18 protein-coding genes and 2 rRNA genes are annotated in these 20,725 nt (G+C 34.3%); 10 read left to right on the top strand and 10 right to left on the bottom strand.

Annotation, left to right across the window (positions count from 1 at the left end; genetic code table 11):
• Positions 1–43: 43 nt before the first annotated feature.
• A complete protein-coding gene (locus tag AOY20_RS10685; RefSeq protein WP_054581846.1) occupies positions 44–1,093 on the top strand; it encodes an NAD(P)H-dependent flavin oxidoreductase in 1,050 nt (349 codons plus the stop codon).
• A gap of 57 nt (positions 1,094–1,150) precedes the next feature.
• On the opposite strand, the gene dusB is transcribed toward AOY20_RS10685, so the two are convergent.
• On the bottom strand, positions 1,151–2,170 hold the full coding sequence (gene dusB, locus AOY20_RS10680; RefSeq protein WP_257720068.1) for a tRNA dihydrouridine synthase DusB: 1,020 nt from the start codon (positions 2,168–2,170) through the stop codon (positions 1,151–1,153).
• A gap of 929 nt (positions 2,171–3,099) precedes the next feature.
• On the opposite strand from dusB, the gene AOY20_RS10675 reads away from it, so the two are divergent.
• The 4 genes from AOY20_RS10675 to AOY20_RS10660 all read left to right on the top strand — a co-directional run bounded on the left by AOY20_RS10675 (position 3,100) and on the right by AOY20_RS10660 (position 6,395).
• Complete coding sequence (locus AOY20_RS10675) at positions 3,100–4,356, top strand: mechanosensitive ion channel family protein (protein WP_054581844.1); 1,257 nt, start codon at positions 3,100–3,102, stop codon at positions 4,354–4,356.
• A gap of 356 nt (positions 4,357–4,712) precedes the next feature.
• Positions 4,713–4,928, top strand: a complete 216-nt coding sequence (locus tag AOY20_RS10670; RefSeq protein ID WP_054581843.1) for a cold-shock protein — start codon at positions 4,713–4,715, stop codon at positions 4,926–4,928.
• 72 nt (positions 4,929–5,000) lie between these two features.
• A complete protein-coding gene (locus AOY20_RS10665; RefSeq protein WP_054581842.1) occupies positions 5,001–5,228 on the top strand; it encodes a hypothetical protein in 228 nt (75 codons plus the stop codon).
• Between the two features lie 453 nt (positions 5,229–5,681).
• On the top strand, positions 5,682–6,395 hold the full coding sequence (locus AOY20_RS10660; protein ID WP_054581841.1) for a glutamine amidotransferase: 714 nt from the start codon (positions 5,682–5,684) through the stop codon (positions 6,393–6,395).
• 98 nt (positions 6,396–6,493) lie between these two features.
• Here AOY20_RS10660 and AOY20_RS10655 read toward each other — a convergent pair whose 3' ends face one another.
• The 4 genes from AOY20_RS10655 to AOY20_RS10640 all read right to left on the bottom strand — a co-directional run bounded on the left by AOY20_RS10655 (position 6,494) and on the right by AOY20_RS10640 (position 10,634).
• Positions 6,494–7,678, bottom strand: coding sequence for a hypothetical protein (locus tag AOY20_RS10655; RefSeq protein WP_054581840.1), 1,185 nt, complete (start codon positions 7,676–7,678; stop codon positions 6,494–6,496).
• A gap of 351 nt (positions 7,679–8,029) precedes the next feature.
• A complete protein-coding gene (locus AOY20_RS10650; protein WP_081403386.1) occupies positions 8,030–9,343 on the bottom strand; it encodes a formylglycine-generating enzyme family protein in 1,314 nt (437 codons plus the stop codon).
• Positions 9,344–9,678: 335 nt separating this feature from the next.
• Positions 9,679–9,903 carry a hypothetical protein gene (locus AOY20_RS10645; protein ID WP_227510335.1) on the bottom strand — a complete coding sequence of 75 codons (225 nt, stop codon included), beginning with the start codon at positions 9,901–9,903 and terminating at the stop codon, positions 9,679–9,681.
• 497 nt (positions 9,904–10,400) lie between these two features.
• A complete protein-coding gene (locus AOY20_RS10640; protein WP_054582589.1) occupies positions 10,401–10,634 on the bottom strand; it encodes a hypothetical protein in 234 nt (77 codons plus the stop codon).
• A gap of 265 nt (positions 10,635–10,899) precedes the next feature.
• On the opposite strand from AOY20_RS10640, the gene AOY20_RS10635 reads away from it, so the two are divergent.
• Together AOY20_RS10635 and AOY20_RS10630 are read left to right on the top strand one after the other, a co-directional pair.
• On the top strand, positions 10,900–11,271 hold the full coding sequence (locus AOY20_RS10635; RefSeq protein WP_054581837.1) for an MbcA/ParS/Xre antitoxin family protein: 372 nt from the start codon (positions 10,900–10,902) through the stop codon (positions 11,269–11,271).
• Positions 11,268–12,032 carry an RES family NAD+ phosphorylase gene (locus AOY20_RS10630; RefSeq protein WP_054581836.1) on the top strand — a complete coding sequence of 255 codons (765 nt, stop codon included), beginning with the start codon at positions 11,268–11,270 and terminating at the stop codon, positions 12,030–12,032. The genes AOY20_RS10635 and AOY20_RS10630 overlap by 4 nt, the downstream gene beginning before the upstream one ends.
• Before the next feature lie 66 nt (positions 12,033–12,098).
• Here AOY20_RS10630 and prpC read toward each other — a convergent pair whose 3' ends face one another.
• Complete coding sequence (gene prpC, locus AOY20_RS10625; protein ID WP_054581835.1) at positions 12,099–13,229, bottom strand: bifunctional 2-methylcitrate synthase/citrate synthase; 1,131 nt, start codon at positions 13,227–13,229, stop codon at positions 12,099–12,101.
• A gap of 4 nt (positions 13,230–13,233) precedes the next feature.
• On the bottom strand, positions 13,234–14,118 hold the full coding sequence (gene prpB / locus AOY20_RS10620) for a methylisocitrate lyase (protein ID WP_054581834.1): 885 nt from the start codon (positions 14,116–14,118) through the stop codon (positions 13,234–13,236).
• Between the two features lie 213 nt (positions 14,119–14,331).
• Between prpB and AOY20_RS10615 the strand changes: the two genes are divergently transcribed.
• Both AOY20_RS10615 and argF read left to right on the top strand, forming a co-directional pair.
• Complete coding sequence (locus AOY20_RS10615) at positions 14,332–14,982, top strand: TetR/AcrR family transcriptional regulator (RefSeq protein ID WP_054581833.1); 651 nt, start codon at positions 14,332–14,334, stop codon at positions 14,980–14,982.
• A gap of 103 nt (positions 14,983–15,085) precedes the next feature.
• On the top strand, positions 15,086–16,006 hold the full coding sequence (gene argF, locus AOY20_RS10610) for an ornithine carbamoyltransferase (RefSeq protein WP_054581832.1): 921 nt from the start codon (positions 15,086–15,088) through the stop codon (positions 16,004–16,006).
• 327 nt (positions 16,007–16,333) lie between these two features.
• On the opposite strand, the gene AOY20_RS10605 is transcribed toward argF, so the two are convergent.
• Positions 16,334–16,567 carry a hypothetical protein gene (locus tag AOY20_RS10605; protein WP_144424778.1) on the bottom strand — a complete coding sequence of 78 codons (234 nt, stop codon included), beginning with the start codon at positions 16,565–16,567 and terminating at the stop codon, positions 16,334–16,336.
• 158 nt (positions 16,568–16,725) lie between these two features.
• Between AOY20_RS10605 and AOY20_RS10600 the strand changes: the two genes are divergently transcribed.
• Positions 16,726–17,232 (top strand): DUF1440 domain-containing protein, encoded by a 507-nt coding sequence (locus AOY20_RS10600; protein ID WP_054581830.1) that lies wholly within the window; start codon positions 16,726–16,728, stop codon positions 17,230–17,232.
• Positions 17,233–17,345: 113 nt separating this feature from the next.
• Here AOY20_RS10600 and rrf read toward each other — a convergent pair.
• Positions 17,346–17,460 (bottom strand): 5S ribosomal RNA (gene rrf, locus AOY20_RS10595).
• A gap of 184 nt (positions 17,461–17,644) precedes the next feature.
• Positions 17,645–20,536 (bottom strand): 23S ribosomal RNA (locus tag AOY20_RS10590).
• Positions 20,537–20,725: the final 189 nt, after the last annotated feature.

Raw genomic sequence — 20,725 nt, 5'->3', positions numbered from 1 at the left:
ACAGCCTTAGGCAAAGTGTTCATATCATGAAGGGAGTATCAAAATGAGTCTATTAACAGAACTAGAAATTCAACACCCAATTTTCCTTGCGCCTATGGCAGGCGTTTCGACTCCTGAACTTGCAGCTGAAGTTTCAAATCAAGGAGGATTAGGTGCTTTGGGTTTAGGAGCCAGTTCTGTTAATGCAGCACGAAAACAAATATTGCAAACAAAAGCATTAACTCAAAACTCATTTCAAGTTAATTTCTTTTGTCATCAAAGCCAAAATATAGACGAAACAATTGCAACTGCATGGGTTGAGCAATTTTCAAAGGTATTTCAAAAATTCGGGAAAACTCCGCCTAAAAAACTTAATTGTATTTATCCAAGTTTCAAAGATAATGATGACTTCTTAAATCTAGTCTTAGAAACTCGCCCAAAAGCTGTTAGCTTTCATTTTGGGATTCCACATACTCATCAAATTCAAGCACTTAAAAATGCAGGAATTTTAACCATGGTTTCAGCGACTAATTTAGCTGAAGCTAAAGCAATTGAAGCAGCAGGTATTGATATTATCATTGCTCAAGGTATTGAAGCAGGTGGACACCGAGGAATTTTCAATGAGCAATTTGATGCTGCAATAAAAACAACAGATTTAGTTCAACTTATTCAATCACACTGTTATATTCCCGTTGTTGCGGCGGGAGGTATTATGAATGGTCAACAAGCCAAACATATGCTTAAATTAGGTGCAAATGCGGTACAACTTGGAACTGCCTTTGTTCAATGTAAAACATCAAATGCACATGAAACTTATCGCCAAGCACTATTCAATCAATCAATCACGCAAATAACCTCAAGTATTTCAGGTCGTCCAGCACGTGGTCTGATTAATCATTGGCATATTAATATAGATACACCACATCGATTAACAGTCCCTGTATATCCATATACGTATGATTTAGCTAAGCAACTTCATAGCGTGGCAAGCGAACATGGTAATTTGGGATATGGTGCATTTTGGGCAGGTTCAAATGTCGCTCAAATCCGAAAGTTAGAAGCGGCTGATTTAATTAATCAAATTGTTTTAGAAATGAATTCGATAGAAGTTTAATATAAAAAATGCTGATTTAGTATATAGATCAGCATTTAAATATGTTTAGATTTACACTTATTTAGTTTCTAATAAATTGATTTGTTCTACTTGTACATCACTCATAATTTCTCCATGTATCAATAAATTATCAAAATAACTTTCCACAACTTTATATTGCTCTGCTGTAGATTCAACTTGATACATATTCTGTCGAAACTCATTACTTGAGCGTAAACCTCTTGTATACCAAGCAATATGTTTACGTGAAATTCGACATCCTGAATATTCTCCATAAAATGCATATAGTTCACTTAAGTGACCAAGCAATACATCTTTAACCTCTTGAATACTTGGTGCAGCCAAGTGCTCACCTGTTTTTAAATAATGTCCAATTTCACGAAAAATCCAAGGGCGACCTTGTGCTGCACGACCAATCATTACAGCATCAACACCGGTATAATCTAAAACATATTTTGCTTTTTCAGGACTATCAATATCACCATTTGCAATAACAGGAATATTTAACATTGCTTTGACATCTTTAATTAAAGAATAACGAGCAGTGTTTAAGTACATATCTTCACGTGTACGCCCATGCAATGCTAAAGCTGCAATACCCGCTTCTTCAGCTCGCTTTGCAACACGTATAATATTTTCCTGCCCATTTAAATACCCTAGTCGGGTTTTTAAGGTAACAGGAACATCAACTGCTGCAACAACAGCATCTAAAATTCGTGCGACTAAATCCTCATCTTGCAATAATGCAGAACCAGCTAATTTATTGCACACCTTTTTAGCTGGACAACCCATATTAATATCAACAATCTGAGCACCATTGGCGACTTGATATCGGGCAGCTTCTGCCAAATCAACAGGATCTGAACCTGCAATTTGTGCTGATATCGGTGCTATTTCACCATCAAAATTTGCACGGTATAAACTTTTTTTGCTCATTCTTAGGGTTTTATCAGATGTCATCATCTCACTGACAGCATGACCAGCGCCAAAATATTTACATAGGGTTCGAAAAGGACGATCTGTTACACCTGCCATGGGAGCGACCCAAAGTTTTTTATCTATTGATCTTTCAAACAATTCTTTAATTACATTGTTTTTACTCAAAATCTTTAACCTCGTTTAACTTCGTTTAGTCGCTCCAACTTGTCTTTTCACTATTAAAAGACAAAAAGTTGAATATAAAGTCTCATTTATCAATAAAAATTTAATGATTAAATAAAAAATCATCTCTAATTGAAAAAAACATCATTTATTTAGAAATAATGAAACATCTCTCTATTCAAAGTTCAATCAAATACTAGTGACTTTTGAAATATAAATAAATTGAAAATAAATATTTTCAATCCTGAGAAAAATGAAGAATTTGACTAAATAAAAACATAGACACTATATAGTTAGTGCATAGTTTAGATATTTCTAAAAAAAATATCTATTCTTTAACGAGACAAGATTTTTCAGATTACACCATCATACGTCGTAAAGGCGATCTAATTAATTGCATCTGCAACGGTACTTAACCTGAATCGAAGACAAGGATTCTGTTTTCAAAGCATGCAATAGAAATAATTTTGTGGAATTTTTAAAGCAAATATGAGCTTTCTTTAGCTCAAAATCATAAAAATCAACCCATCAATAATAAGCAGGATTCGGGTTACTTAAGGATCTTAATCATATTAAAGCTTTTATTATTCATAATGATGAATTTGTATGGGGTGAACCTTTAGAAACTATCTTAATCGAATTTGAAAAAGCCATAATTGGTTTACAAAAATCTCGTATTGTGACTCGTTCAAAATGACAGTTTCTTATGAACAGACTAATGAAATAAAAAGAATTATGATAACTAGGTTTTTAATTTTATATAAAATGTATAAAAAAAGTAATGAATTTAAATAATTAAATACTATCCTATACACTATACCCTTCTATCTAAATTCATACTTAAGCCATTTTTAAGTATAGATCGAAATGCAAAAATTATATTTGAGTAGCAGAGAGAGTGTGTTTTGCAACATCTAAATTTTATTCAAAGCCTTCAAGAATGGTCTGATCAATATCCTTGGTTAGAAATGTTGACATCATTAAGTATTCTTATTGTTGTTGCTGGCATAGCAACTTTTATTGCAAAACAGTTTGTAGTTAAAGGAATTCGTAAACTTGTAGCTAAGCTATCTGGTGGCAATAGTGATGTTATATCACAATATAGTGTTATTAGACGTATTTCAAATATTGTTCCTGCTATCATTGTTATGAATGGAATCACAACGGTTCCACATTTATCTGATAAAACTGAAACTTTTATTCAGATGGGTGCACAGGCTTTTATTTTCCTAACTATTGCATTAGCAATTGCAGAATTTTTAAATATTTTTAATGTTATTTATCAAAAAAATCCACACTCACGTGATAAACCGATTAAAGGTTATTTACAGCTCATTAAATTAATCATTTTTGTTGTATGTGGGTTAATGATTATTGGAACATTCTTGAAAAAGGATGTATTTACCCTGCTTGCTGGCTTTGGAGCGATGGCAGCAGTATTAATGTTAGTTTTTCAAAATACGATATTATCGCTTGTTGCATCTATCCAAATTTCATCTTACAACATGGTCAAAATAGGTGATTGGATTGAAATGCCGTCTTTAAATGCTGATGGTGATGTGGTAGATATTTCTTTGCATACTGTTACCGTTCAGAATTGGGATAAAACACTTACTACAATTCCAACCAATAAGCTAATTACTGATACATTTAAAAATTGGCGAGGTATGCAAAATACAGGTGCACGTCGCATCAAGCGTTGTTTACTGATAGATCAAAGCACAGTGCATTTTATGACGAAAGAAGAGCAAACAAAACTTAAAGAATTTCTTTTATTAGATCAATATCTAGATTTAAAGACCGAGGAACTAGAGAAATTTAACCATCAGTTAATTAATCAATCAAAATACAATCAAAGAAGATTAACTAACTTAGGGACTTTTCGTGCATATGTTGAATTTTATTTAAAACAGCATCCTGGTATCAGTAAAACTCAGACCTTAATTGTTCGTCAATTAGAATTGACAAGTGAAGGTTTACCTTTGGAAATTTATACTTTTACAAATACAACTGTATGGAAAGAATATGAAAGTATTCAGTCCGATATATTTGATCATTTAATTGCAATTTTACCAGAGTTTGGTTTAGAACTATACATGGCTCCTTCAAGTAGTGATTTAAAAAAACTATTTAAAGTGGATAAGCCTTCTAATTTAAGTTAAGTCTTTTATATCCTACATTTAAAAGCCTTATTTATCAAAAATAGGGCTTTTATCTATTTAGTATTAATAAGTAATAGATAGTGTATTTTGATCTGACTATATGCACGGAAGGGCAAATTTAAGCTATTATTTTATAAACTATATAAATATACATATAAAAAAACTTGATTATTTTTATTTTATCTATATAATGAAATTAACTAGAAAAAAGTCTTGTTTCGGTAAATCTTCTTTAAGTATCGCAGTGTTAGTTATAATCCTTCGTTTTTTCAGATTTTAAGTCTCATTCTTTATCATTTCAAAGTTATAGTAGTCAGTAAAAAGACTTAAAATTATACAAAATCGTAGGATATATTATGTCAAATTCAAACGTTGTTAAAGGCACTGTTAAGTGGTTCAATGAAACTAAAGGTTTTGGTTTTATTCAACAAGAATCTGGACCAGATGTTTTTGCTCATTTTAGCGAAATTGCTAGTTCTGGCTTTAAAACATTAGTAGAAGGTCAGCAGGTTGAGTTTAGTGTAACTCAAGGTCAAAAAGGACCAAACGCTGTAAATATTGTTGCTATCTAAGCGACTTTAATTAAGTGATAAAAAAGCACGTTCATGTGCTTTTTTTTATAACTAAAAAAAATAGGATATAAAATGTTAAAAATTAATGATTTAATTGCAAAATCTACCAATGGTACTGAAATTTTAGTTTCTTTAATTCCATTAAATAAAATACAAAGTACACGTCAAGGATTTAAAACTGTTGAAGTGGGAAAACGAATACTGCTTGAATCTGGAGTTGAGGTCGATTTAAATTTAGATGGGCGTACGTTTTATACATCACTGAATCAGCTTTTTAAACTGAATCACAGGGTGGTTTAAAAGATTTTATTTATTAGACTTTTTTCATAGAGTATTTTTACTCAAACCCATATTATAAATTCTAGCAATTAAATTGGAACTTAAGCCCAGTATTTTTCCTGCACTGTTCTGTTGCAAATAGAAAATTGAATCGTGATTTTTTCCGCTGATCTAGCTTAAATTCCTAAAATTCTATTCACAATATATTTGTAAAATATTAGAGTTTGTCCTTTGCGTAATGAACGGTTCAACTTGTAATTAAATCCGAAAAAGATTATCCATGAAATTAAGCAGCAATTTCAACGATTGCTCCTGAGTAGCATACTGCGCAAGGGTTATACTGCTGAAACATTCAAAGCACAATAGATTTCCGCTCAAGAAACCTATCGAACGTGAAATCTATGATAAAAGAATAATAGCTAAAATATAAAAATTGACTACAATCTGAATAAATCATAAATGTAGAACTGCCTAATGCTCAATTTAGATCACTTACCCGATATAGTTTATGCAATCCAACATGTCTCCTTTGAAGATTTAGGATCATTAGAAGATACTTTCTATCAACTTGGGTTTCGAGTTCGATATTTTGAAGCAGGTGTAGATGATCTAAAAAAAGCATTTGAATATAAAGGCTTAACAATAATTTTAGGTGGACCTGTTGGTGTTAATGAAATACAAGATTACCCTTTCCTACAAAGTGAAATAGACTTACTTAAAGTACGTTTAGAGAAACACTTACCCACTTTAGGTATTTGCTTAGGTGCTCAATTAATTGCATCTGCACTAGGTTCCAAAGTATTCGCTGGGCACACGAAAGAAATTGGATGGTCTAAACTTCAACTTGAATCAACTGAAAATAACCTGTTATCTCCATTATCTAATATCCCTGTCCTACACTGGCATGGAGATACCTTTGATTTACCCGATCACACCATTTTACTTGCTAGTACTGAGCATTATCCAAATCAAGCATTCCAATTAGGCACAAATATATTGGCTTTACAATTCCATATAGAAGTTGAAGCAGATGCTTTGGAAAAATGGCTCATTGGCCATACTACCGAATTACGTCAAGCTCAAATAGATATTCAAAAGCTACGTCAAGACAATCAAATTTACGCGCCAGCATTAACATCTCCAACCAAACAGATAATAGAAAATTTTATGAAGAAAATTATTATTTAAAAAAAAGCCCCTTAGTTTGTTTATAGTTTAAATTACTATATATAACTAATGGGGCTTTACATCTTCTTTATACTGAATTCCGAATAATAAAAAATATATTAAAAATTATACTCTGCAGAAATAAAAACTAGTTTATTCAATTTATTATTATCACCCTTTGCCATTGCATCCATAGTACCACCTATTCCATAGTCATTTTTTGAAATAATATATTCACCTGTAATGACAACATCTTTTACTGGGAATGTAAGTCCAATATTAATACGTTGAGAATCTAAATAATTCGATTTATCTTTAATAAACTTACTAAATGTAATATATGGTTTAATTTCATTAATATTCTTGAATGGCTCTTTAATTGTATAATTAATTTCAGTCATTACCATTTTTCCATTATTCGCAAGCTGCCAATTATCATTAAATGCACCAAAAGTAGAATAATCTGGAGTGATAACATCTGCATTATTAATTTTTTGTTGTCCCAAAAGAGCAAGCCATTGTATATTTTGATAATTTACTTTGGTAAAAATATTCCATGCATCTCTTTTCCCATTTTTTCTTGTTTTAATATTTTGTAATTTAGAATGCCAATATGATGCACCAATTTCTGTATTAAAATTTTGTTCAATATCGAAATGAATATCTTTTGATATTCGTGCAACAATCATATTTTTTTCTTTTATATATGTTCCATTTTTTAAATCTTCAGCTTCAACAAAATTAGCTGAATAATAACGTGCATTTTTTGAAGCACCTTTATTGTTTCCACCAACACCAGTATAAAAACCTAGTGTTAAATGATTCGTATCTTGATCAATTTTATACTTTAAACCTAATTTTTGTGAATTTTCTAATCCAGCCTCATAAAACAATGTGCCATAAAAAGATTCTCCCCAAGCAGGGCCAAAACCAAACTCTACATTTTGTTGTCCTAAAATGAGCCTTTGCTCTTTTGTAACTTTATAAGCAAGCCATGCTTCTTTTAACAAAATTGTATCGCATAATTTTTTATTTTGGTAACACCTTGTATCTAAAAATCCATGAATATAAGGATTTTCATAATTAAGTTTAAATTTTAAATTGTTAAAATTTATACTCCCATTTTTATCACCTTCCATTTTTTTATCAAAGAAATCTTTATAAACATATTTCCCACTCACCGACCCATATAAAGCTAATGCACCACCATTAGTATTTTTATCACCTAGATTAAAAACTTCTGCTTTTATACAAGTACTTATGAGAAATGTAGAAATTCCAATTATTTTAAATATTTTATCCATTTTATATATTCCTTTTGACTTATAAAAATTTTCAATTCATCTTTATTGATCTAAAAATATCATTTTCATAAATTTATTAAAAACACATAAAATGCGATTAACTTACATTCAAAAACATTAATTGAAAAAATAATTCAATCAAAAGAAAATAAATAACAAACTTAAACCAATATTATTTATAAAAAACTTAAATAAAAATAAAAAACTTAATATAAACAAAAGAAAAATATATAAAACATATATATATAATTTTAAATTTAAAACTTTTTCACTATTACATTTTTTTTACATTATTTTATGAGTTGCATTAAAAATATTTACTCTCAATACAACTCATACTTATATTTTTAATTATTCAATTTCGCGTACAAGTCGGAATCCCCACATATTACTCCGTGCTTGAGATGAGAAATAAGCATTTCTATAGGCAATTCTTACATTGTATGTATTATAAATCCATGAACCACCACGTAATACTGGAAAATGACATAATCCATCTCCGTCAGATTCCCAACGTTGATTAGTATTTGGTGCACCTCGATAATCATTATGCCAACAATCATCGATCCATTCTCTGGCATTTGCGCTCATATCATATAAACCAAATGCATTTGGTAAGAATTGTCCCACGGGTGCTGTAAATGCATACCCATCATCACACTTAAATGATTCCCAATTTTTTGTATTGGGTAAAGCAAGTATTGTATTTATATCTAAAACATTCGCATATTGACAAGCTTGATTACGCTGTGGATCATTCCCCCAATAATATGATGTAGATGAATCTGCTCTTGCAGCATATTCCCACTCGACTTCTGTAGGTAATCGATATAATTTTCCTGTTTTTTTAGATAACCATTTCGCAAACTCTCGACTATCTTCACGACGAACACATACTACAGGTTCTTCAGATGTTTGATTAAATCCTGGATTCATTGGATTAAGGTCATCTCTATACCACATATCAAACTGTCCTTCACGTGTTTCCCAATTTCGACAGCCCTTAACTTGCCATCCAGTTTCTTCCTGAAATTTTTGAAACTGTCCAACAGTAGTTTCAAAACTAGCCATAGCAAATGGCTTACTTATAGATACAGAATGCTGTGGCAATTCCCATACACGAGGCTGGGCTGGAACATTTTCACGTTCTTGTTCTTCTAAACTTCCTCCCATCAAAAAATTTCCAGCAGGAATAACTGTCAACTCTGGACAATAGTCATCACTACAGTCTTTAAATTTATATCCTGCAAATGTTGTTTCATTTACTTGAATATTCGTTAATGTTGCAAGTGAAATTTTAGGATTCATATTTGGTGGATTATTCACCTGATCTTTAAGCAGGCTTATTGTGCCTTGCCACTCACTTATCATTTCTCTAAGCATTGAAGGACGTTCCATACTCACACCTACTGCATCATAATCAAGTGCTGTACAACGATCTTTCAAGATATTTGATTCTTCTTTTAAACTTTGTAATTTAGGTTCCAATTGCATATGAATAAATTGAGCTAAATCTTTATCTTTAATAAGTAGGTTCTTGAGATAATCAATTTGCAATTGAGTCTTAGCAGCTTTATCAATAATATTTTGATAAACTATTTCACATTGATTCTCTTGCCATATTAAGGATTGTTGGAGTGTCTGTAGTGCTGTTATGAGCTCCATTTTAGAATCTATAAAAGTACTATCTTTATCTTCATTATGACATGCGGCCAGAGAATAACCGATCAATAAAAAACCACTGACTGCAAATATTTTTTTAGTGAACCGTTCATAGTATTGTCCAAATTATTATACTAGTAATACTATTTTTACCACTTTATTAAAAAAAATGTGATTTATTTTTCGTTTAAAATATTATCAAAGAAATACCGCAAAAAATGAATGAATTCACTTGAAATCATAAAATGAGATTTTATACCATAAGTTCAAAATACATTGGACTCACAAAAAAAATAGCGCTTCATAAAAAATGAAGCGCTATTTTTATTTTGAATACTTTATTGATTGCTTGTTGGAATTCCCAACTCACTATCTTTTGCAAAAATAATAGAAATAAAAGCAGTAATACCAAGGCTCAATGGTACTGTATAAATCCAGAGTAAGACGATTAATCTACTTGTATCTGCAAGCGTAAAATGAATTACCAATGCGGCTATTATTAAAATAGTGAAGAGAACACTTGCGAATCTAATTACAAAATTTTTAGGCATTTTATTGCTCACTAAACATCCCAACTATGGACTTAGCATACACTGCAACATCTATGATTTATAGTTATTTTTTGCTAATTTACACAATTATATACACACCCTTTATATTTCAAACTAAATCTATTTTTCTTCTACAAAAACTTTACTTTTATAGTGATATTTAGTGTGATCTATATCACAACAACCAACTTTTTAATGAAATATTCGATTATAAAAACCATTTTAATAGAATATATTAAATATAAAAATAATTATTTATATAAATCATTATGTTAAAACCCCATCATTTCAGTTGGATTATCTTATTGAAAATAAAGAACTTTATTGAATAATAAAAAAAATAATGTATGCTTATTTCATAAAAATAAAAAAGTATAAAAATATGGGAAATATTCCATTTATCAACAACCACAAGCACAGTCTAACTGTCTTGTGGCTTTTTTTATCTTAAAGTAGACCACACCTTAAAATTTAAGTCATTATTAAAGCAAAGCCTTATTAGTATCCAATTATGATTGAGCAATAACTTTTACAATAATCGTTTGACTATCTTCTTGTTCCTCAGCTAAGTAAATTCGTTTTAACTCTTTACTTTTTACTTTAAATTGAAGATTTTGGAATGAAATCAACGATGGAATTTGGTCAAAATACTGACTATCTGCTTCAATTTCTTCCTGAAACAATGGTGTACCTAATTGATAATCTAAACTCTTCAATACAACATATTTTACAATGGTTTTCATTTTTGCACCCACTTTCACTACGCACTTTATTTTTATTTTTACCACTGTTTCATCTAATAAGAAACTACTAAATTCCATTTTTGCTCACTCTATAAACACATACATCTTTTTTAAGCTAATTTTGAATTTTTCTCTTATTCGTTAAGCTAAAAAAGTATAGCTTTTCAATTTTTTCACACCAATAAGTAAGTTAAAAAACAATCAATATTGTGAATTTACATCATTAGATATATTATAAGTGAATAAACAACATTGGAGTTTTATGATGACAGCTATTCTAAAACCTGCTCCAAATAAAAATATGGTATTAGCTAAAGCTGTTCTCAATATTGCAGAACAACTTCATCTTACTCAAAGTGAATTAGGTGCAATTATTGGTATGCATCGTACAGCTATAAGTAAATTAAATGCCCATCCCAATATTGATCCTCATTCAAAAAGTGGTGAACTTGCTTTGCTTCTTATCCGTTTTTATCGTGCTTTATACGCATTAACTGGTGGTGACCAAGTTTGGATGCGTCATTTTATTAATACACAAAATAAAATAACAGGTGACATTCCTAAAAATCAAATGAAAACCATTACGGGTTTAGTTACTGTTCTACAGACAGTAGATGCTTTACGAGGAAAAATATGACGGTACAAGATAGTAATATTTGGCAATCCTGTAATGCAGAAAAACTTATTGAACCCATTAAAGGTACACTTTATCGGATGATTGAAAGTCAAGAACAAATTGCTACACGCAATTTAGTTGACTCCTTAGAAGAGCAATCATTACTTGAAGAAATGCTTGAAGAAATAAAGCCAACGTATCCATTAGGTATAGAAAATTTACATTATTTATTAAAAACACCCTTCCGTTACCCCCCTTTAAAATGGGGATCTCGCTTTGGTCGCACTCATGAACCAAGTATTTTTTATGGAGGATGTAGCCCTGAAGCGACTTTAGCTGAGTCAGCTTATTATCGATTTGTCTTTTGGTATTCCATGCAGTCCACAGCACCAAAATCATTAATTAAAACAAATCACACAATGTTTTCAGTTAAATATCAAACAAAATATGGCATTCGACTTCAAAGTAAAGCATTTCATCAATATAAATCTGTTTTACAACATCCTAAAAATTATCATGCAACACAACAATTAGGCACAGCAATGAGAGAAGCTGGAGTAGAATTATTTGAATATGCATCTGCTAGAGATCACCAAAACCTACTTTGTGTTGGCTTATTCAATGCAAAACCATTTTGTTCAAAAGCTCCAGAATATAAACAGGAATGGTTTTGTAACTTGGAAGAAACTCAAGTAACGTTTAAGAATCTTGATACTGCGCAAATTTATTGTTTTGAACTTTCACAATTTTTAATTCAAGATGAACTTCCTCTTCCTGCATAAAAATTTAGTGTATTTTCCTAAATAAAAAGCCCCTATTGAGAGGCTTTTTTACAATTTAATTTAACGCTATAACCGACTCTCAATTGGAATAACCTTTCTTAACTCATAACCAATATAATCGGCACTTGGTCGAATAATTCTATTATCTGCACGCTGTTCCATTACGTGTGCTGCCCATCCTGTAACCCGTGACATAACAAAAATAGGGGTAAATAATTTCGTTGCAATTCCCATAAAGTGATAAGCAGAAGCATGGAAAAAATCCGCATTACAAAATAGCTTTTTCTCGCGCCACATCACTTCTTCACAACGAACTGAAACTGGGTACAAAACTGTATCGCCCACATCTTTTGCTAATCGTTCAGACCAAACTTTAATAATGGCATTTCGTGGATCGGAATCTTTATAAATAGCATGACCAAAGCCCATAATTTTATCTTTACGTGCTAATTTTCCTAACATTTCACGCTCAGCTTCATCCGGAGATATCCAATTTTCAATCATCTCCATAGCTGCTTCATTTGCACCACCATGTAGTGGTCCTCTTAAAGAGCCTATAGCACCTGTAATACAAGAATGCATATCAGATAAAGTTGAAGCACACACGCGAGCTGTAAAAGTCGAAGCATTAAACTCATGTTCAGCGTAAAGAATTAATGAAACATTCATTACTTTCTCATGCAATTTATTTGGTTTATGCCCATGTAATAAATGTAAAAATTGTGCACCGATTGAATCATCATTCGTATTCTCATCAATACGCACACCATCATGTGTATATCGATACCAATAACAAATAATCGCAGGTAATGTCGCTAATATTCTATCAGCAACATTTTGCTGCTCATCAAAGGATTTTTCTGTTTCTAAATTACCCAGCATCGAGACACCAGTACGCAAAACATCCATAGGATGTGCATTAGCAGGTATTCGTTCTAGAACCTCTTTCAAAGCCTGTGGCAATATTCTTAGAGATTGAAGCTTCGCTTTATACGTTTTGAGTTGTTCTTGTGTTGGTAGTTCACCAAAGAAAATTAAATAAGCGACTTCTTCAAATTCACAATGTTCTGCTAGATCTTGTACATCATACCCACGATAGGTTAATCCAGCTCCACTTTTTCCGACGGTCGATAGTGCAGTTTTTCCTGCAACTTGTCCACGCAAACCTGCGCCTGTCAATACTTTTCCTTCAGCCATTTTTCTAATTCTCCTTTTTAAATAACTTATCTAAAGTATTTTCATATGTGTGATAATCCAAAAATTCATATAATTCTTTGCGTTGCTGCATTTGATCTAAAACATGTACTTGCGTGCCATTTTTACGGATAGAATGCATCACCTCTAAAGCAGCTTTTTGCATTGCGCGCGTTGCAGATAAAGGATACAAAACCATACTAATGCCCTGCTCTGCAAGCTCATCAACAGTAAAATAAGGTGTATCTCCAAATTCTGTAATATTTGCTAATACTGGAACACCCACTGCATCGCAAACTGTTCGATACATTGTAATATCTGTCATTGCCTCAGCAAAAATTGCATCTGCACCAGCTTCTACACAAGCACATGCTCGATCAATTACTGCTCGTAATCCTTCCTTTTGTAAAGCATCTGTTCTTGCCATAACAATAAAATTAGAATCTGTTTTAGCATCTACTGCAGCTTTAATTCGATCAACCATTTCTTGCTGTGACACAATTTCTTTATTCGGTCTATGTCCACAACGCTTTTGTACAACTTGATCTTCAATATGTACTGCAGCAGCACCTGCAGAAATCATTTGTTTAATGGTCCGCGCAATATTAAAAGCACCACCCCAACCAGTATCTATATCAACTAAAAGTGGGGTATCAACTCGTTCAGTAATGCGTCTAACATCTTCAAGAACATTGTCTAAACTCGTCATACCTAAATCGGGTAAACCATAAGAATAATTGGCAACACCAGCACCAGAAACATAAATCGCTTTATAACCCACTTGCTTTGCCATCATTGCGGCATATGCATTTACAGTGCCTATAATTTGCAAGGGATGTTCTTCTTCTAACGCCTGTCTAAATCTTAAACCTGCTGATATTTGTTCTGTCATCGTCCTTTTCCACAGTTTTTACTTTATTATTGAACCTCGAGTATAACGACAATTAAGCTCTTCTCTATACGACTATAGAACAATTACTCTAAAACTTTAGTCACATATTATTATCTAGTTCATGTGATATTTAAGTTAAAAATAATTTTAAAATAAATAAATATTTAATCTTTGCTATAATCATTCTAACTTATCTCATTTGTCTATGTACCCATGCATCAAACCTCTCAATTACAGCCTTATGCTCATGAGATTCCACAGACAAAGCGTGGTCATGAGCGCTGTATTGCTCTTTTAGATAGTGCAACTTTGCTCTTCTTAAGATATGGGTATGATGCTGTGTCACTTGATGATATCGTCAATCATGCAGGTGGTTCAAAAGCATCTATTTATAAATATTTTGGCAATAAAGATGGATTATTTAAAGCCATTTGTGATTATCGTAGACAACAATTTCTTCGCGATTTAAATACCGATTTAACAGATTTACCACACGATTTAAAGTCATATTTTATTGATACACTTCATAATTTTTATAATCACATTAAACGTCCAGAAAATGCAGCTTTCGTAAGAATGATTTTAGAGCAATGCCAAAGAGATTCTAAAATTGCATTATATATTCATGAAAATGGACCTAAACAAATTCAAAAATCAATTTCTAATATCTTAAATTTAGCACATAAACAAAATATTCTAATGTGTAAAAATCCTCAATTTTCAGCTCAAATGTATTTTGGGATATTGAGAAATATTGAATGGCAAGTTGTCATGGGAATCCCTCTAGATAACACAGATCAACAAATAACCAATTACATCGAATATGCTGTAGATTTATTCTTATACGCTCATCAAAAAGTCTAGTTTTTTTGCATTTTTTTCACTGTATAGTATAGTTATCTATTCTTCTTTTAACCAACCAACAACTAATTGTTGTTTTAACCTCAGCAATTATTGTGGAGTAACCATGGCTCTGCGTCACTTTCTTACTTTACGCGACTTCTCTACTTCTGAATTAAATCAAATCATCCACCGCGGGATTGAACTCAAACGAAAGCAACATAACAATGAAGTATTCCAACCCTTTGTTGGAAAAGTAATGGGAATGATTTTTGAAAAATCGAGTACACGTACACGCGTATCGTTTGAAGCAGGTATGAGTCAATTCGGTGGTAGTGCTATTTTCTTATCTTCACGCGATACGCAATTAGGTCGTGGTGAACCAATTGAAGATTCAGCTCGTGTAATATCAAGCATGCTCGATATTGTGATGATCCGTACTTTTGGACATGATATCGTTGAACGTTTCGCATCATATTCAAAAGTTCCAGTAATTAATGCATTAACCGATGACCATCATCCATGTCAACTTCTTGCAGATGTTCAAACCTACGTAGAACACCGCGGTTCAATCAAAGGTAAAACTGTCGCTTGGATTGGTGATGGCAACAATATGTGTAACTCATACATTGAAGCTGCACATATGTGGGGCTTTAAATTAAAAATTGCTTCACCAAAAGGTTATGAACCGCAAGAAAAATTCTTATCAGAATTTGCACATTGTGTTGAACTTGTAAATACAGCGGAAGATGCAGCAGTAAATGCCGATCTTATTGTTACCGATGTATGGGCAAGTATGGGACAAGAAGAAGAACAAAAAATCCGTGAAAAAGCATTTGCAGAATATCAAGTAAATGAAAAACTCATGGATCTTGCTCATCCTGATTGCTTATTCATGCACTGTTTACCTGCACATCGTGGTGAAGAAATTTCAGAAAATATGCTTGACCATAAAAATGCTGTTGTATGGGATGAAGCTGAAAATCGCTTACACGCACAAAAGGCATTAGTTGAGTTCCTACTGAATGAAAACTTAAAAAAAGCATAAATTTGCTTTAATAAAAAACCACCATATTTGGTGGTTTTTTATATAACAACTCCTATTAAAATGACCATATCATTTAAATAGGAGTTATATCTAATCATCACGACTTTCAAAAAAGAAATTAATATCTGTCTGATCTATTTCATAACTACATCCTAAAAGAACTAAAGTATTGTCCCCTACCTACCATTTCAGATAAATTTAAATTAATAGAATAACCAAAATTATCTTCGTTTTTATCTCGTCTATAGATATTTTTTGCACCACGAAAAACTGATAACTCAGCAAATTCTTCAATTTTGGGAATATCAAATTCTTGGGCTAATGCTTTTACATCAACATTTTCTGATTACGATAAATATCTAGATTATCTAAGGTATCTTTCATCCAACCTAAACTTTTTAATTGCTCTTCATATTCCAATCCCAAACCAATAAAGTCCTGATAACTGGCTTTACACTCAATAAGTTCCCCCAACTCTATCGATGTTAATGCATATACTTTTGTATGCGATAAAACTGTAATTAAGCAAATACTTAATAAACCAATAATTTTATTATTCAAGTCTGTCTCCATCATTTTCTATATTTAAATTATATTTTTACGTAAAAATTACATCAAAATAAACATATCACTCACTTTAAAAACATTTAATTAATACTTTAAATTTCAACTTTATGTTAAATCTTTAAGTCTACATTTTTAAATAATGAGCTATTTATATGATTTCTTTACTTGAAATGACCAATAAAAATTCAAGACATATACTACTTGCAATTTATATCGGTATTATTGCTGGAATAATTTCAGCATTAGTAAAATCTGGATTCGAAGATCTCATTCCCCCACGAACAATTGAAACAACACCTCCACCTATCGTTCTATTAGAAAAATTAGGCTTTCATATTAATACTATGACTTATCAATGGATGGACTATACAATTAATTGGGGTGGAAATGGCGTTCATATATTATTCTCTATTATAATTGCCATTATTTATTGCGTACTTAATGAGTATTTTACAAAAGCTAATCTTTTACACGGTATTCTATTTGGAATAGGTGTTTCAATTTTTGCACATGGCTTAGTCGTACCATTGCTTGGGCTATCTGGATGGTTATGGACTGCAGGTGCAGAAGCAATAATTTCAGAATTTATAGGTACAGCATTTTGGATTTGGACAATTGAAGCAATACGACAAAATTTAAGAAATTCTTTTATTAAATAAATAATATTTTTATCAAATTCTTATTGATCTACTTATTCCTTAAATTTCTTTCATTTATTTTTTCACATAAAAAAACACCCCCTTCATCTGAAGGGGGTGTTTTAGAATTAATGAGCTGGCGATGACTTACTCTCACATGGGTAACCCCACACTACCATCAGCGCTAAGAGGTTTCACTTCTGAGTTCGGGAAGGGATCAGGTGGTTCACTCTTGCTATTGTCGCCAGCACAACTGTTTATGATTACTTGCTATGGTCTTACTTAGATGCCTAGCTTTCTTCAAATGAGTTATTAACAGGTATATCTGAGTTAATTTAAGGTGTTCATTGTATCTAGCTTTAGAACTAAATCAAGTTTCTTTGATTATTTGTGAATCAATTGATGCTTGATACAACAACTGTTTGGGTGTTGTATAGTCAAGCCTCACGAGCAATTAGTATTGGTCAGCTTCACATATCGCTATGCTTCCACATCCAACCTATCAACGTCGTAGTCTTCAACGGCTCTTTAGAGGACATATAGTCCTAGGGAAATCTTATCTTGAGGTAGGCTTCCCGCTTAGATGCTTTCAGCGGTTATCCCTTCCGAACATAGCTACCCGGCGATGCGACTGGCGTCACAACCGGTACACCAGAGGTTCGTCCACTCTGGTCCTCTCGTACTAGGAGCAGATCCTCTCAAATTTCCAGCGCCCACGGTAGATAGGGACCGAACTGTCTCACGACGTTCTAAACCCAGCTCGCGTACCTCTTTAAATGGCGAACAGCCATACCCTTGGGACCTGCTTCAGCCCCAGGATGAGATGAGCCGACATCGAGGTGCCAAACACCGCCGTCGATATGAACTCTTGGGCGGTATCAGCCTGTTATCCCCAGAGTACCTTTTATCCGTTGAGCGATGGCCCTTCCATACAGAACCACCGGATCACTAAGACCTACTTTCGTACCTGCTCGACTTGTGGGTCTCGCAGTTAAGCGCGCTTTTGCCTTTATACTCTACGCGTGATTTCCGACCACGCTGAGCGCACCTTCGTACTCCTCCGTTACTCTTTAGGAGGAGACCGCCCCAGTCAAACTACCCACCAGACATGGTCCTCGCTCCAGATAATGGAGCAGAGTTAGAACCTCAATATTACCAGGGTGGTATTTCAAGATTGGCTCCACCGAAACTAGCGTCTCGGTTTCAAAGCCTCCCACCTATCCTACACAAGTAAGATCAAAGTTCAATGTCAAGCTGCAGTAAAGGTTCACGGGGTCTTTCCGTCTAGCCGCGGGTACACCGCATCTTCACGGCGAATTCGATTTCACTGAGCCTCTGCTGGAGACAGCGCCGCCATCATTATGCCATTCGTGCAGGTCGGAACTTACCCGACAAGGAATTTCGCTACCTTAGGACCGTTATAGTTACGGCCGCCGTTTACTGGGGCTTCGATCAAGAGCTTCGCTTACGCTAACCCCATCAATTAACCTTCCAGCACCGGGCAGGCATCACACCCTATACGTCCACTTTCGTGTTTGCAGAGTGCTATGTTTTTAATAAACAGTTGCAGCGGCCTGGTTTCTGAGGCTGTCATCAGCTCAAGGAGCAAGTCCTATCACCAACAACAGCGTACCTTCTCCCGAAGTTACGGTACCATTTTGCCTAGTTCCTTCAGCAGAGTTCTCTCAAGCGCTTTGGTCTACTCGACCTGACCACCTGTGTCGGTTTAGGGTACGATTCCAGTATAACTGAAGCTTAGAGACTTTTCCTGGAAGCATGGTATCAGCCACTTCGCTAGTAAACTAGCTTGCTATCAGTTCTCAGCATAGAGTACCCCGGATTTGCCTAAGATACATGCCTACAACCTTCCACCTGGACAACCAACGCCAGGCTGACTTAACCTTCTCCGTCCTCTCATCGCATTATACTGAAGTATTGGAATATTAACCAATTTCCCATCGACTACGCCTCTCGGCCTCGCCTTAGGGGTCGACTCACCCAGCCCCGATTAACGTTGGACTGGAACCCTTGGTCTTTCAGCGAACGGGTTTTTCACCCGTTTTGTCGTTACTCACGTCAGCATTCGCACTTCTGATACCTCCAGCAGACTTCTCAATCCACCTTCATCGGCTTACAGAACGCTCCCCTACCACTTGCAATAAATTGCAAATCCGCAGCTTCGGCATATAGTTTTAGCCCCGTTACATCTTCCGCGCAGGCCGACTCGACTAGTGAGCTATTACGCTTTCTTTAAAGGGTGGCTGCTTCTAAGCCAACCTCCTAGCTGTCTATGCCTTCCCACATCGTTTCCCACTTAACTATAATTTTGGGGCCTTAGCTGGCGGTCTGGATTGTTTTCCTCTTGACTACGGACGTTAGCACCCGCAGTCTGTCTCCCGGATAGTACTCATTGGTATTCGGAGTTTGCATCGGTTTGGTAAGTCGGGATGACCCCCTAGCCGAAACAGTGCTCTACCCCCAATGGTATTCGTCCGAGGCGCTACCTAAATAGCTTTCGGGGAGAACCAGCTATCACCAAGTTTGATTAGCCTTTCACCCCTATCCACAAGTCATCCCCTGGCTTTTCAACGACAGTGGGTTCGGTCCTCCAGTTAGTGTTACCCAACCTTCAACCTGCTCATGGATAGATCACCTGGTTTCGGGTCTATACCCAGCAACTAAACGCCCTATTAAGACTCGGTTTCCCTACGGCTCCCCTATGCGGTTAACCTTGCTACTGAATATAAGTCGCTGACCCATTATACAAAAGGTACGCAGTCACCGAACAAGTCGGCTCCCACTGCTTGTATGCATGCGGTTTCAGGATCTATTTCACTCCCCTCACAGGGGTTCTTTTCGCCTTTCCCTCACGGTACTGGTTCACTATCGGTCAGTCAGGAGTATTTAGCCTTGGAGGATGGTCCCCCCATATTCAGACAAGGTTTCACGTGCCTCGCCCTACTCGACATCATTATGTGTGCCCTTTCGTGTACAGGACTATCACCTACTATGGTTGCACTTCCCAGAGCATTCCACTAAAACACACATAACTTAATGGGCTGTTCCCCGTTCGCTCGCCGCTACTGAGGGAATCTCAATTGATTTCTTTTCCTAAGGGTACTGAGATGTTTCACTTCCCCTCGTTCGCCTCGTAACACTATGTATTCATGTTACGATACCTAGCTTATACTAGGTGGGTTTCCCCATTCAGAAATCTCCGGATCAAAGGATATTTGCCGCCTCCCCGGAGCTTATCGCAGGCTATTACGTCTTTCATCGCCTCTGACTGCCAAGGCATCCACCACATGCACTTAATTACTTGACTATACAACCCCAAACAGTCGCCCATTTCCTACAAGTGAAAATGTTGCGTTGCGAACTTAATCGCCACAGTTAGAGTTTTGTAGATTTAACTACAGTACAGCTTCAATTAGATTCATATACCAAAACGCTTGATTCAGTTAATTTCGCTAGTAACTCATTTAATCAGTCAACTTCAGAATTACTTCTTTAG

The sequence above is a fragment of the Acinetobacter equi genome (genome assembly GCF_001307195.1).
Lineage (GTDB): Bacteria > Pseudomonadota > Gammaproteobacteria > Pseudomonadales > Moraxellaceae > Acinetobacter > Acinetobacter equi.
Note: the sequence above shows the minus strand (reverse complement) of the source record. Positions and strands in the feature narration are given on the sequence as shown.

What these genes read in the sequence shown, in the direction of transcription:
- AOY20_RS10660 (WP_054581841.1), top strand. Translation starts at nt 5,682, where the DNA reads ATGCTCAATTTAGATCACTTACCCGATATAGTTTATGCAATCCAACAT.
- AOY20_RS10615 (WP_054581833.1), top strand. Translation starts at nt 14,332, where the DNA reads ATGCATCAAACCTCTCAATTACAGCCTTATGCTCATGAGATTCCACAG.
- argF (WP_054581832.1), top strand. Translation starts at nt 15,086, where the DNA reads ATGGCTCTGCGTCACTTTCTTACTTTACGCGACTTCTCTACTTCTGAA.
- AOY20_RS10650 (WP_081403386.1), bottom strand. Translation starts at nt 9,343, where the DNA reads ATGGAGCTCATAACAGCACTACAGACACTCCAACAATCCTTAATATGG.
- AOY20_RS10655 (WP_054581840.1), bottom strand. Translation starts at nt 7,678, where the DNA reads ATGGATAAAATATTTAAAATAATTGGAATTTCTACATTTCTCATAAGT.
- AOY20_RS10600 (WP_054581830.1), top strand. Translation starts at nt 16,726, where the DNA reads ATGATTTCTTTACTTGAAATGACCAATAAAAATTCAAGACATATACTA.
- AOY20_RS10640 (WP_054582589.1), bottom strand. Translation starts at nt 10,634, where the DNA reads ATGAAAACCATTGTAAAATATGTTGTATTGAAGAGTTTAGATTATCAA.
- AOY20_RS10685 (WP_054581846.1), top strand. Translation starts at nt 44, where the DNA reads ATGAGTCTATTAACAGAACTAGAAATTCAACACCCAATTTTCCTTGCG.
- prpB (WP_054581834.1), bottom strand. Translation starts at nt 14,118, where the DNA reads ATGACAGAACAAATATCAGCAGGTTTAAGATTTAGACAGGCGTTAGAA.
- AOY20_RS10670 (WP_054581843.1), top strand. Translation starts at nt 4,713, where the DNA reads ATGTCAAATTCAAACGTTGTTAAAGGCACTGTTAAGTGGTTCAATGAA.
- prpC (WP_054581835.1), bottom strand. Translation starts at nt 13,229, where the DNA reads ATGGCTGAAGGAAAAGTATTGACAGGCGCAGGTTTGCGTGGACAAGTT.
- AOY20_RS10630 (WP_054581836.1), top strand. Translation starts at nt 11,268, where the DNA reads ATGACGGTACAAGATAGTAATATTTGGCAATCCTGTAATGCAGAAAAA.
- AOY20_RS10665 (WP_054581842.1), top strand. Translation starts at nt 5,001, where the DNA reads ATGTTAAAAATTAATGATTTAATTGCAAAATCTACCAATGGTACTGAA.
- AOY20_RS10635 (WP_054581837.1), top strand. Translation starts at nt 10,900, where the DNA reads ATGACAGCTATTCTAAAACCTGCTCCAAATAAAAATATGGTATTAGCT.